Annotated in this window: 16 protein-coding genes; 7 read left to right on the top strand and 9 right to left on the bottom strand. The window is 26.0% G+C overall.

Going from position 1 to position 13,128, the window contains the following annotated elements; genetic code table 11:
- Position 1 precedes the first annotated feature (1 nt).
- From argC to AC5SL3_RS03115, 5 genes are read left to right on the top strand one after another with little or no spacing between them, the layout of a single operon-like run.
- Positions 2 to 1,024: an N-acetyl-gamma-glutamyl-phosphate reductase gene (argC, locus tag AC5SL3_RS03095; protein WP_494578709.1), complete on the top strand. Its 1,023-nt coding sequence runs from the start codon at positions 2 to 4 to the stop codon at positions 1,022 to 1,024.
- Positions 1,021 to 1,245 carry a hypothetical protein gene (locus AC5SL3_RS03100; RefSeq protein ID WP_494578711.1) on the top strand — a complete coding sequence of 75 codons (225 nt, stop codon included), beginning with the start codon at positions 1,021 to 1,023 and terminating at the stop codon, positions 1,243 to 1,245. The genes argC and AC5SL3_RS03100 overlap by 4 nt, the downstream gene beginning before the upstream one ends.
- Positions 1,246 to 2,538 carry a homoserine dehydrogenase gene (locus AC5SL3_RS03105; protein ID WP_494578713.1) on the top strand — a complete coding sequence of 431 codons (1,293 nt, stop codon included), beginning with the start codon at positions 1,246 to 1,248 and terminating at the stop codon, positions 2,536 to 2,538. It begins immediately after the preceding gene.
- Positions 2,538 to 3,440, top strand: coding sequence for an AEC family transporter (locus AC5SL3_RS03110; RefSeq protein WP_494578715.1), 903 nt, complete (start codon positions 2,538 to 2,540; stop codon positions 3,438 to 3,440). Before AC5SL3_RS03105 ends, AC5SL3_RS03110 begins: the two co-directional genes overlap by 1 nt.
- A 17-nt stretch (positions 3,441 to 3,457) precedes the next feature.
- On the top strand, positions 3,458 to 4,306 hold the full coding sequence (locus AC5SL3_RS03115; protein WP_494578716.1) for a DMT family transporter: 849 nt from the start codon (positions 3,458 to 3,460) through the stop codon (positions 4,304 to 4,306).
- 596 nt (positions 4,307 to 4,902) lie between these two features.
- Here the strand turns inward: AC5SL3_RS03115 and AC5SL3_RS03120 are convergent.
- The 3 genes from AC5SL3_RS03120 to AC5SL3_RS03130 are packed head-to-tail and all read right to left on the bottom strand — an operon-like array spanning position 4,903 to position 5,855.
- Entirely contained in the window at positions 4,903 to 5,181 is a 279-nt protein-coding gene (locus AC5SL3_RS03120; protein WP_006996903.1) for a methylated-DNA--[protein]-cysteine S-methyltransferase, read from the bottom strand.
- Entirely contained in the window at positions 5,162 to 5,599 is a 438-nt protein-coding gene (locus tag AC5SL3_RS03125; RefSeq protein ID WP_494578718.1) for a GNAT family N-acetyltransferase, read from the bottom strand. Before AC5SL3_RS03125 ends, AC5SL3_RS03120 begins: the two co-directional genes overlap by 20 nt.
- A gap of 49 nt (positions 5,600 to 5,648) precedes the next feature.
- Complete coding sequence (locus AC5SL3_RS03130) at positions 5,649 to 5,855, bottom strand: hypothetical protein (protein ID WP_494578720.1); 207 nt, start codon at positions 5,853 to 5,855, stop codon at positions 5,649 to 5,651.
- Positions 5,856 to 5,934: 79 nt separating this feature from the next.
- On the opposite strand from AC5SL3_RS03130, the gene AC5SL3_RS03135 reads away from it, so the two are divergent.
- Both AC5SL3_RS03135 and AC5SL3_RS03140 read left to right on the top strand, forming a co-directional pair.
- Complete coding sequence (locus tag AC5SL3_RS03135) at positions 5,935 to 6,891, top strand: site-specific integrase (protein ID WP_494578722.1); 957 nt, start codon at positions 5,935 to 5,937, stop codon at positions 6,889 to 6,891.
- Positions 6,888 to 7,613: a hypothetical protein gene (locus tag AC5SL3_RS03140; RefSeq protein WP_494578724.1), complete on the top strand. Its 726-nt coding sequence runs from the start codon at positions 6,888 to 6,890 to the stop codon at positions 7,611 to 7,613. The genes AC5SL3_RS03135 and AC5SL3_RS03140 overlap by 4 nt, the downstream gene beginning before the upstream one ends.
- Here the strand turns inward: AC5SL3_RS03140 and AC5SL3_RS03145 are convergent.
- From AC5SL3_RS03145 to AC5SL3_RS03170, 6 genes are read right to left on the bottom strand one after another with little or no spacing between them, the layout of a single operon-like run.
- The gene (locus AC5SL3_RS03145; protein ID WP_494578725.1) at positions 7,589 to 8,590 is read right to left on the bottom strand and encodes a glycosyltransferase; all 1,002 of its coding nucleotides are present in this window, start codon (positions 8,588 to 8,590) and stop codon (positions 7,589 to 7,591) included. The genes AC5SL3_RS03140 and AC5SL3_RS03145 overlap by 25 nt on opposite strands.
- A gap of 2 nt (positions 8,591 to 8,592) precedes the next feature.
- A complete protein-coding gene (locus AC5SL3_RS03150; protein WP_494578727.1) occupies positions 8,593 to 9,474 on the bottom strand; it encodes a glycosyltransferase family 2 protein in 882 nt (293 codons plus the stop codon).
- A 2-nt stretch (positions 9,475 to 9,476) separates the two neighbouring features.
- On the bottom strand, positions 9,477 to 10,223 hold the full coding sequence (locus tag AC5SL3_RS03155) for an FkbM family methyltransferase (RefSeq protein ID WP_494578729.1): 747 nt from the start codon (positions 10,221 to 10,223) through the stop codon (positions 9,477 to 9,479).
- Positions 10,223 to 10,756: a dTDP-4-dehydrorhamnose 3,5-epimerase gene (gene rfbC, locus AC5SL3_RS03160; RefSeq protein WP_494578730.1), complete on the bottom strand. Its 534-nt coding sequence runs from the start codon at positions 10,754 to 10,756 to the stop codon at positions 10,223 to 10,225. Before rfbC ends, AC5SL3_RS03155 begins: the two co-directional genes overlap by 1 nt.
- 6 nt (positions 10,757 to 10,762) lie before the next feature.
- Positions 10,763 to 12,883, bottom strand: a complete 2,121-nt coding sequence (locus AC5SL3_RS03165) for a glycosyltransferase (RefSeq protein WP_494578732.1) — start codon at positions 12,881 to 12,883, stop codon at positions 10,763 to 10,765.
- Positions 12,880 to 13,116 carry a GIY-YIG nuclease family protein gene (locus tag AC5SL3_RS03170; protein WP_494578734.1) on the bottom strand — a complete coding sequence of 79 codons (237 nt, stop codon included), beginning with the start codon at positions 13,114 to 13,116 and terminating at the stop codon, positions 12,880 to 12,882. The genes AC5SL3_RS03165 and AC5SL3_RS03170 overlap by 4 nt, the downstream gene beginning before the upstream one ends.
- Positions 13,117 to 13,128 lie beyond the last annotated feature (12 nt).

Consider the following 13,128-nt stretch of genomic DNA (forward strand, 5'->3'; position numbering starts at 1 on the left):
AATGCCTAAGCTTAATGTTTTAGTTGCTGGATCAACTGGTTATATTGGTGTTCAATTAATTAAATTATTAGTTAAACACAGCAATGTTAACATTAAATATCTTTGTGGTAATACGTCTGTTGGAAAAAATATCTCTAGTTATGAAAAATCATTAAGTTCAAAAAAATTACCTAAAATTATTAGATACAATAAAGAACTTTTAAAAAACATAGACCTTGTTTTTACAGCTCTACCTAATGGTGAAGCACAAGATATTTCAAATGATTTATTAAAGCATAATGTATTAATTGATTTAGCTGCAGACTTTAGACTTAATAAAGCATCAGATTATCTAAAATGGTACAAACAAAAACACAGATCTATCAAAAATATTAAAAAGTCAATTTATTCATTACCAGAAATCAATGGTGGTAAAGTAAAGAAATTTAATATTATTGGATGTCCAGGTTGCTACCCAACATCAATACTTTTACCACTTATTCCTTTAGTTAAAAAAAATTTAATAAAAACAGATAATGTTATTATAGATTCAAAATCTGGTTACTCTGGTGCTGGGAGAGGTGTACATAAAAAATATAAGGATAAAAATCTTTATGAATCCTTAACTGCTTATGGTGTAGGTTTCCATAGACATAACTCTGAAATTCAACAAGAAATTGAAAACCACACTACAAATAAATTTTCTTTTACATTCACACCCCATTTAACGCCAATGTTTAGAGGGATACTTAGTACTATTTACGTAAACCTTAGCAAAAGTGTAAGTATTAAAAATTTAGAAAATACTTTAAAGAGTCAATATTCAAAAAACAGATTCGTTAAAATTTTAAAAACAAATTCATTGTTAAGTACAAATGACGTAATTAACACAAATAATTGCTCTATAGTAATTTGTAAAACTAAGTATAAAAATAGAGTTATTATTTTATCTGTTATTGATAATTTAATTAAAGGTGGGGCAGGTCAAGCAATACAAAATATGAATATCAAATTTGGTTTTAATGAAACAAAAGGATTAATTTGAAATACTTATTTTTATCTTTAATTGTATTTTTAACTTCGTGCACATTAAACAAAGAGTCTATTAATTGGAATGGAGATTCTATTAAAAAGTCTAATGATGACAAAAAACTTTCTCAGATATTAAAAAAAACTGGTGATTACAAATCTATGACTTTTGATGAATTTAACCTCTTTCTTAAAGATTATTCAAAAAATGCAGAATACCCAGATATTAACCAATAGATGAAAAATATAATCAATATTGCTGTAGTTGGTCTAGGACAAGTTGGCATTTATTTGTTAAATGAACTTAACACTAAAAAAAAAGATATTGAACTTAAGACAGGTAAAAAGATTAAAGTAGTAGCTGTTTCAGCAAGAAGCATTTCTAAAAAAAGAAGATTTAAAGTTAATAAGAAAATATTTTTTAAAAACCCATTAGAAATTTTTAATAAGACCAAAGTAGATATTTTATTTGAAGCTATAGGTATGTCAGATGGGATTTCAAAAAAAGTTGTGGAAACTGCTTTAAAAAATAAAATACATGTAATCACTCCTAATAAAGCACTTATCTCTAAACATGGTGATTATTTGGGAAAATTAGCAGAGGAAAATAATGTTAATTTAGAATTTGAAGCATCTGTTGCTGGTGGTATTCCAATATTAAGAACTATTAAAGAGGGTCTTGCAACTAACAAAATTTCTAAAGTTTATGGAATTTTAAATGGTACTTCTAACTATATTCTTTCAGAAATGGAAAATTCTAATGATAGTTTTTTAAATGTATTAAAAAAAGCTCAAAAATTGGGATACGCTGAACCAGGTAACCCTAAATTAGATTTAAATGGTTTTGATGCATTTGCTAAAGTAAGAATTTTGTCTGCTCTAGCTTTTAATACTAAAATTTCAAAACATAAATGCTTAATGGAAGGTATTGAAAAAATTGAATTAAAAGACATAGAAATTTCCAATCAATTAAATTTACGAATCAAACTCCTTGGCATTTCAGAACTAATTAATGGCCAACTTTTTGAAACTGTACACCCATGCTTAGTTAGTAAAAATTCGTACATAGGTAACGTTGGTGGTGTTATGAATGCTGTTATTCTCGAAGGAAAACCTGTGGGTGAAAGTATATTGCAAGGGGAGGGAGCTGGCCCTGGACCTACTTCTTCATCTTTATTATCAGATTTACTCTCAATTTTAAGAGGTAATATTAAGAAGCCTTTTGGCATTCCTGGCAATAAACGTAAATTAATTAAGTGTTACAACGTTGATAATTATGTGAATTCACTATATTTGAGATTTGAAGTTAAAGACAAACCAGGTGTTTTATCAACAATCACAAACCGACTAGCTAAGTATAAAATTTCAGTAAAAAGATTAATCCAAACTCCTGACAAAAAAAATAATAAAGCTACAATTGTTATTATTACTCATAAAACTAATGAGCTTAATTCTAAGAACTGTCTTTCTATTTTTAATAAAGACAAAAATATTCTAAGATACCCAACATTGATTAGAATTTATAATTAATGGAAATATATCTAAAACTGTTTGAGGTTTTATTTCCTGTCTTTTTTGTTGTTGGTATTGGTTATTATCTTGGCAAAAATAATCCAAAATTAGACACTTCTTTTATTACTACCTTTGCAGCAAATATTGGTACTCCAGCAATGATAATATATTCTTTAACATCAACTGGAATGTCTTTTGACATTTTTAAAAATTATTTTTGGTACTATTTGATAGCAATTTTTATTTTTACAATAATAGGTATAGTTTTTTTATTTTTTTTAAATACTAAAGATATTATTCGTGAATTACCTCCCTTTGTTATGCCTAATACTGGTAATATGGGTTTACCAATATGTTTATTCGCTTACGGCACTCAAGGTTTAGGTATTGCTGCTGCAATTTCAGCCTTAATAGTGCTATGCCATTTTACTCTTGGAGTATTTCTTGCTGATAGAAAATTTGATTTAAGTGTAATTCTTAAAAACCCACCCTTTTATGCGATTATAATTTCAGTAATTTTTCTATACTTTAGAATAGAACTTCCTCTCTTTATTGAAAATACAACTTTTCTGTTAATGTACGCTACGATTTTTTTAATATTAATGTCTTTAGGAATTGCTCTTACTCGTTTTAAGGTTTTTTCATTCAAAAAAGCATTTATATCATCAATTGGAAGAGTAATAATTGGCCCAATAATTGGTTTTTCAATAATAAAATATTTTAACCTCTCAGGTTTTGCTGCTGGTGTTCTATTAATTCAATGTTCAATGCCCAGTGCTGTTTTAAATTATCTTGTAGCATCAATTTATTCACCGAAAAAGATTGTAGATAGTGTTGCTAGTACCATTGTTGTTTCAACAGTCATGTCTTTTTTTACTATTCCAGTAGTCGTATTCTTTGCTTTAAAGTACTTTAATTAAACTGTATCAATTGGCTTATGAAAGCCATCATATTTAACCTTTTAGCCTGGGTAATGCTTCCAATCATGGATGGTTTTGCAAAATATTTAAGTGCTGATATGCCAGTTTTACAGATCACGTGGGCTAGATATTTTTTTACGGTCGCATTCACTCTCCCAATAATGTTCTTGTTTTATAATAAGCAGCTTGTTTGGACAGATAAGCCTAAGTTACAAATAATAAGAGGGCTAATACTACTTTCTGCTAATATTTGTTTTTTCTACGCAATATCTGTTATTTCTCTAGCTAAAGCCCTGACACTTGCTTTTGTAGCACCTTTAATTGTTACTGCATTTTCTCCTATATTTTTGGGTGAGAAGGTGGGTATAAGAAGGTGGACTGCTGTTATTATAGGATTTATAGGCTCTCTAGTGGTTATAAGACCAGGTTTTGTGGAGATTAACTTGGCCAGTCTAGCTGCATTAGGAACAGGTGTAATGTATGGGTTCTATTTAATAATTACACGTAAATTGAGCACTTCAGATAACCCTTTATTAACATTATTACTAACTGGATTGGTTGGGTTAATCGCCGTTTCAGGATTAATTCCATTTGTATGGGTTAATCCAACTCCTTCTCAATGGTCTATGATGGCCTCAATAGGCGTATTTGCCTGCATTGGGCACTTATTTCTTATATTATCACTTAAATACGCCGATGCCTCTAAATTGGCTCCATTTAGCTACTTCGAAATCATTACTAATATAATTATTGGCTATTACTTTTTTAGTGACTTTCCTGATAATTGGACATTCTTAGGCTTATCCATTATTATTATGAGTGGAGTTTATATCTCCAGAAGAGAATCTTATATTAAATCCTATTAACTAGGTATTATTTGTTTACTAATAGCTAACGTTATATATTAATAATATATTATATACTATTGTAATTATTGATTTAATTATAATATTATTAATTTATGAAAATTACAGATAAAATATAATAATATTTAAAAATAGTTAAATTATAGTTACTAAAATAGCTTAAAAATAAAATAAAAGTAGCATAAATCTATTTTTCTAACGTTGAAAAAGCGAGAATTGGGTAATTTTAATTTTTAGTAAATTAAACATAGTTTTTAAGCTGGCTAAAATGGTGATTTAGTATTGATATTAAATACTTATTTCAATTAATAGGGTATTTTTGTTAAGATTAGAGTGTTTATTGAGTAGAATAGGGGTTAAAAAAGCTAGTAAAATGGTCTTTTTTACTCTCTCTATAATCGTTGCTATTGTTGACAAGTAGAGCAATGCAGTATGAGAATATACTGTTTAAACGCTCATAGGATGGTCTATTTTAGCCAAAAGTATATTTGTAGTACAACTGAAGGATGTATTACAGCAATTAAACGAAAATATGGCAAAATACCTAAAAAGTGTTTAATAACAAGGGTTTTTGGCGTTTTTTGAGGTTAAAAGTACTATTTTATGAAGACTTTTTCTGATCTCAATAAACGTCGTTTTTGTTGAATTCCACCTTTTCCAGAGTAACCGCCGAGACTTCCATCTGATCTGATGACTCGGTGACATGGTATTTTAGGTGGATAAGGGTTTTTACCCACTGCATTAGCAACAGCTCTGAATGCCTTAGGTTTTCCAATAGCTTTAGCAACTTCCAAGTAGGTTTTAACTTTACCTTTGGGTATTTTCTTTAGGTAATTCCAAACTTTTAGCTGAAACTTAGTTCCCTTTAAGTTCATAGAGTTCAAAACCAGTGTTATTAGCTATTTTATCATATAATTTCTTTGCATTTTCATTGGAAGAGTGGGTGATCCAACGAATTCCATCCCAATTATTGGCTTTAGATAATGATTTTAGGTGACTAATAAGTTTTTGAGCTATTTTTTGACCTCTAAACTCTGGTTCCACAAATAGATCATCTAAAAAGCCAATATATTGGCCCTTAATTGGTCTTGGCATTGTTCTATAATGAGCAATACCAACAATTTTACCTTCTAATTCAAAGCAAATGCCATTAACAATATGATTATCATCGTGAATCCATTCCCATAAAGTGTCTAAAACCTCTGTATTCATTGGAGCTTTGTAGAAATCAGCATAACCATTATACAATTTAGACCAATTTTCCTTATCTTTTATCATTAATTTTCTAATCATTTAGTTTAGTTATATTGCTTAAATTATTGTTATTATTAAAAATATTAGATTATTTAAACCTTGGATCGGGAATAGATTCTGCCATACCGATAGCATCCATATAATCTATAAAAAATTTTTTTTTACATGTCCATAATGTTTTAGCATTTGTCTTAAAAAAACCTTTTACAGAAACCATACTGTAAAATTTGGGTCTATAAACTGTTAGTTTTGGAAACTCTAAAGCAAGTTCATTTTTATCTTTTAATAAATTCATTTAGCTTAAAATAAACTATTGACATATAAAATCACTTAATATATTACTAACGATAATTAATGGTTATCAATACTAATATATGAATGAAATAATAACAGATATAAAAGCATTACAAGAAGAAACATTATTAAACCTTCAAAGTTCCAAAGCAATCAATACTGTTAGAGCTTATAAATCTGATTTTAATGACTTTGGATTGTTCTGTACTCAAAATGGATTTAAATCTCTTCCGTCAGAGCCAAAAATAGTCTCATTATATTTAACTCATTTATCAACTAAAAACGTTAAAATGAGCACTTTAAAGAGAAGATTAGTATCAATAGGTGTCATACATAAACTTAAAGGTCATTATTTAGATACTAAACATCCTTCAATTATTGAAAATATTATGGGTATTAAGAGAAGAAAAGGAAGTATTCAAAGAGGTAAAAAACCATTATTAATTAACAGTTTAAAAAAAATTATTAATGTAATAGATGAACAAAAGAAAGAGGAAATAAAGAAATTAAGAGATAGGTCAATTATCTTAATTGGATTTTCTGGCGGTTTTAGAAGAAATGAGATTGTTTCATTAGATTGTGAAGATCTAGATTTTGTGGAAGAAGGTCTTAAGATTAACCTTAGAAGATCTAAGACAGACCAATTTGGTGAGGGTTCTGTAAAAGGACTACCCTACTTTGAAAATCCACAATATTGCCCAGTAATCTCAATCCAAAAATGGATTGAAATATCAAAGATAAAAACTGGAGCGTTATTCAGAAGGTTTATTAAGGGATCAAAAATATCAGAAAATAGATTAACTGACCAAACAGTTGCTTTACTAATAAAAGAGTATTTAAAATTAGCAGGTATAGATAGCAGAAATTACTCTGGACATAGTTTAAGATCAGGTTTTGCGACATCTGCCGCAGAATCTGGAGCAGAAGAAAGAAGTATAATGGCTATGACAGGACATAAATCAACAGAAATGGTTAGAAGATACATTAAAGAAGCAAATTTATTTAAAAATAACGCATTGAATAAAATTAAGCTATGATAAATTTTTGTGTATCCTTCACAACACTACCGTCAAGAATAGAGAATATTAAAAGAACTATCGAGTCAATAGATTCCCAAACACTTAAAGCAAATAGTGTTTTTTTAAATCTACCTTATAAATTTAAAAGATTTAAAGATTATGCGTTTACAGAAAAACAATTAAAAGATTTAGATAAGTATAATCTTAATATAAATCGATGTGAAGATTATGGACCCTCCACAAAACTGATGGGCTCTTTAAAGGACATTGAAAAATATGATTGTGTAATAATTTTAGATGATGATCATGTTTATCATAAAAAAATGTTTGAAATTTTAATTAATGAGTTCACAAAAAATAAAAAAAATTATAGCTTTTACGTTCAAAAAGTTTTTAAATTAAATATGGGACAAGGTGCAGATGGTATACTAATAAACACAAAAGATTTAGACAAAATTAATAAATTTTACCAAAAATATGTTTCAAATAATAAAAATTTATTCTTAAATGATGATTTATGGATTTCATTGTATTTGCAATTTATTAAAAATAACAAAATTGAAGATTTGAGTGAGGAATTTAAAATCAAAACTAATAAAAATATAGTTTACAAAATACATTCAGATATAGATTCTATAAAAAACGAATTATCTAAAGGTTTTCTAAATAGAAGAAAAATAGCTAAGATAGAATATTGTAAATTTAGAATATTCAACTATTTCAGTAACTTAATCCAGTGATTAATAATTTTGTCTAAAGTAAATTTTTTTGAATAATTAAATGAATTAATTATATATCGTTTTCTAATAGTTAAATTATAATTTAAGAATTTATTTAAATTAAATGCAAGTTGACTAAAATCGTTTGAAATCATGCCATTATTTTTATCTTGAATTAATTCATTTAAAGCTGTTTTCCCAAAAGTGAAAACTGGCAATCCACAAGAATTACCCTCCAGGGCATTTAAGCAAAAAGTTTCATCGTAACCTAAACAAATCATACCAAGTGACTCAGAGTAGACATTTCTTAGTTTAATTTTGGAAACTCTACCAAAAAAAAAAATATTATATTTTTTATAAAAGCTCATTTTTTTGGAATAATCATTTTTACTAATCCCAAAAACATAAAACATTGCATCTTTATTTTTAGGATAAACAGATTTAATCCACATATCTAAAGTCTCTTGAAGACCCCTATTTCTTTGAACAGACCAAATGATTATCTTTTTTCTTTTATAATTAATTTTGATTTTATTGAATTCTTTTGATAAAAAATTAGGTATAACTATCTTTTTGTTAAATAGATAAATTTTAGAAGTAATATTCTCAAGATATTCGCTAACAAACACAGCGGTAATTTTATTTCTTATTAATGTTAACAATTTTTTTTTTCTAATAGCTTTTTCAATAGCCAAAGTATTATGCATCCAAAAGATTTTTTTTGGCAATTTGTAAAAATCAAATATTTGTGTATCATTTGATGAAATAATATAATCAAACCTAGTTTTGTTATTTTTTGTTAAAACTTTATCTATCGGTAGGTTTGTTAAGTTTTTTCTTTTAGTTATTTTCTTACACTTAGTTGATAAAAAAATTTTATGTCCTTTATCAGCAAGCAATCTAGATAAGCCTAAGTTTAATGTTTCAATACCACCAAGATGGTTTAAGGATTTTGATTTTAAATCAAAATTAAAAGGGCAATAAAATAAAATATTCATTATCAAAATTTAATATTCTTTAATATTTTATAATATATAAAAGAAATTTTATCTTTGATAATTGAAATTAGATAAATGATATTTTTATCAGGACTTGTTAATTTATTATTATGTATAGAATTAGCTTTAAGATAAAACTTTTTAAAAGTTTTGATAGAGATGCCCCATTTAAGTAAAAAAATTTTATTTGCTTTTGATCCTTGGTTTTTTTTAAATAAATCAATATTTTTTTTTCTGATTGTTACTGATCCAAAATGATAAACTTTTGATTTACCTAAACATTGAAAAAATCTTACACCTATATTCCAAAGTTTCATATTCAAATCAGGATCTGATCCAGCTCCAGGTGAAAATTCTTCACTAAATCCACCAACTTTATTCCAAATATCACGATGTATTAAGTGCGGCGCCCATGTAGAACCTTGAAAATCATCATGATGAAGTTTTTCGTAATTATTTAGAAGTAAATTTTCATCAAATTCATTTATTGTTTCTCCAGCATTAAAATTCAGATGACCATTTAGTTTAGGGTCACCATTAATCATTATGCTTGAAAGATAAAATCTTTTATCATTGAGTTCATTAACACGATCAATTAAAAATTTATCCCATTTAGGTAGAAAATACATATCATCATGTGAGTATAAAATGTAATCAAAACTACTATCTTTTGAAATTAGATTACAAGCCTTACATAATCCAATATTTGTTTTAGAGTGTGTAAATTTAATTTCATTTTCTTTTAAATATTGAACTGTCCCATCTATTCCCTCATTAACATGAACTAAAATTTCATTTTTATAAAATGAATTTTTTTTTATACTTTCAATTGCAAGTTTTAAATAATCTAAATTATTAAAGGTGGGAATTATTATAGATATCATTTTTACTTTATATTATTTGGGACAAAGATAAGATCATCATGAACCCAGTTAATTAGTTTATAATCATGTTTTTTCATAAAGTTATAAATATCTGAAGATAAGATGTTATCAATTTTATTTAGGTAATATTCTTTAATATTAATATCTATAAATTCTATAATAACTAATTCTGGTTTGTATTTATTTAAGTCAAAACCATTTAGAACACTTATCTCATGACCTTCTACATCGATGCTTAAATAGTTTATTTTTTTATCTTTAAAAGGACTATTTTCAATAATATCATTTAATGTGAGAGTTTTAATTTTTCTAATCTCTTTAGCTTTAACACCAGATTCTTTTGACAATGTGTTAATAGCCGATCTATTATGAAAAAAATATAAGTCCGTTTCTTCATTTTTGCTTGAAACTGCTGCATTGATATTAAAATCTTTTTTCCTGAAAAAATTAAATAAATCAATACTATTAAAATCTAAATCAATATTTATTCCAGTCCACCCTCTTTTGTATAGTCTATAAGTATTATTGTTTAAAAAAGGTTGATGACAACCAATGTCTATATAAACACCATATTTTTTTTTTTTAAAAAAATCATCAGCGAGCATGTCTAAACCCCAATTAGAATAAAAAACTTTTTGTTTAAGAGCTTTTTTAGTTTTTAAGTATTGATAAATAAAATAAAAAAATTTAAAAAAATTAAAACCTTTTTGGTATAAGAACTTTTCCTTAAGACGTTCCTCAATTTTCATTAAAAATTCTTAACTTTTTTAATAAAGTCGTTTAATGACAATCCATTGTTATCTTTATTTGATAAAATAGGCTTAATTTTTGGCCACTTAATATTGATATCACTATCATTCCATTTTAATGTTATCTCAGACTTTGCATTTCTATAATTCGTACAATTATAAGAAATTATATTTTCATTATCTAGAGCGATAAAACCATGGGCAAATCCTTCTGGAATATAAACACTTTTACAGTTTTTTTCGCTCAACAATACAGAGAAATATTGACCAAAAGTTTTGGATCTAGATCTTAAATCAACCATAACATCATATATTTTACCTTTTATAACTGACAAATATTTACCTTGTGGATTTATAGTTTGAGCATGCAGTCCCCTTAAAACATTTTTTTTTGACTTAGAGATTATTTGAAATTTAAATTTTTTTTTTATTAATTTTTCTATGTAAACTTCTCTTAAATATCCCCTATTATCCGCATGTAATTGACCTTCAATTATTAGTAAATCTTTAAATCTATTTTTTTTAATCTTCATTAAGCTTTATTTTTCCCACACAAAACTATTTTTACTTTTTATATCTAATGTTTTAGACAAAATATAATCAGCTACAATAGTTGAATTTATATATCTTAAATAAAAATCCCTACCATTTTTTGCTATTTTCTTTCTTTCTTTGTCGTCTTTCTTATATTTATTAATTTTAAAACTAAGATCATCAATGTCTTGATAACTTATAAAGGTATTTTTTGGTAAAAAATCATCAAATTGAGCTATTTTATTAATAAATGTAAGTAGTCCATTACCAAATAGTTGCGCCACACGATCACTACTATAATATTTAATAGCTGGCCCTCTGCTTAAATTAAGCCCCATTGAAGAATTAGATATTTTTGATAAAAAATCATCTCCCCAGACTGGCTGCACATTGTTCATACCATATAAATCAAATTTGATAAGTTTGTTTTTATTAATAAGTTTATTTATAAAGAATTCCCTATCATCATACTTGCCTTTTTTTAACAAACCTCGATGTACTCCATGACTCATTGCAAAGAAAATATCGTTATTACAATTTTTTTCATAATTTTTTAATGTTTCAAAAGAATGATCCGAAGGATTTGGAATGAAAAAAGAATTTTTAATTTTATCTCTTAATATTATTGGGTCAGTTGTCAAAAATGTTGCATCTAAATATTTTACTTTGTCGTTAATTCTTTCATTATTTTTAATGTAATCTGGTCCATTTTTTACTACAGGGTCTAAAAACCATTGGCATATTTTTAAGTTTTTATTTGAATCTTTTAATTCTTGTAAGGTATTATTTTCAACAGAGTCTGCATGACCTAAAATAATACAATCAGCTTTAAAATTTTTATATGTTTTAATAATTGAATTTTGTAAACTTTTTTTTCCACTAATATCTTGTAAAGATTTATTTTTATTAATTATATCTCTATCACTTATAGCTAAAACATTATGACCCAATCTAACAAATCCATTTTGTAATCTTTTTCCTGTATTGTAATGTAAACGACCATTAAAACGTTGGTTGAAATTTGTTATATGAATAATCTTTAGTGGATATTTCTTTTTGATATAAAAATTTTTTATTTCTTTAGATATGAAAACTTTTCTTAAGTTATCAATAATATCAGAAACATATTTGTGAGTGTAAATAAAATTATTGTAATTTTCTTTTTGAGTTTTTAACAATTTTTTTTTATTTTTAATAAGACTCTCAATACTATTAAATAAACTGATGTGATTTAATCTTTTTAAAATTACTGCTGAACTACTTGTTTCAGGTAAGCCTCCTCTTCCACTAATTATAACAGCTGAACCTCTGCTAGCAGCTTCTAAGCTTGTTCTACCAAAAGGTTCCTCCCATCTAGAACACACCACAGAAATACTAATTTCTTTTAGATTATCTAATATATATTCATTATTCTTAAAACCTAATATTTTTAAATTTTTGTGTTTAAATGATAATCTCTCTCTTGGTTCATCTCCAAAAACTTTAGCAGACCAATTAGGATATTTATCTAATATTTTAATTATAGCCTGACCAAATATATCATATCCCTTAGCTTTATTTAATTTTCCAACAAAAGATATTATATTTTTTTTATTTTTAAAATTAATCTTAGTTTTTGATGATGACTGAAAACAAACAGATGTTTTACTAAGGAAATTTTTTTGGTTCAATAAACCAATAAAAAAACGTTTTTGTGACCATACACTATTAAAAATAATCTTATCAACATTATTTAGAAGAAATATTCGCTCCTTTATAGCTTTGGAACCATTCATTGTTAGAGGATCATTGTGAAAATATAAAAACAATTTATTTATATATTTTTGTTTAATTATTTTTATATAATTTGGTCTATTGTGAACTTCTATAAGTTCTGTATTTAATTTCTTTTGAGCCTTCAGAAAAGTTTCAACATAAATTTTACTAGTACTTTGAAATATTTTTTTATTTAATTCTAAGTTAATATAATTTTTTGATAATCTTTTTTTTGATTGAGTGTTACCAAAAATAAGGATATCTTTGTTAAAATAACTTATCTTGGTAATATCGTTTACAAATAGTGATACCGCACCTGCATATTGAGGTGAATAATTTTCTTTATAAGGCAATAATATAGAAATTTTCATTTATTATATTTTTCTAAAATCTCTTTTCTTAATACTTTATTGTGTTTTAATTTATATTCAAATGACATCGCTTCATTTTTACTTTTAAATTTTTTTTTATAAATTAATTTCCATTTGTAACCTTTAGTAGATTTTGCACCTTTATTGGAATTGTGTTTATTTAATCTTTTATCAATATCTATAGTATATCCAACATAACTCTTTTTAGTCCCTGGAGTGATAGATTTAAGCATATATGTAAAATA

This window comes from Candidatus Pelagibacter sp. PS_34 (assembly GCF_059417845.1).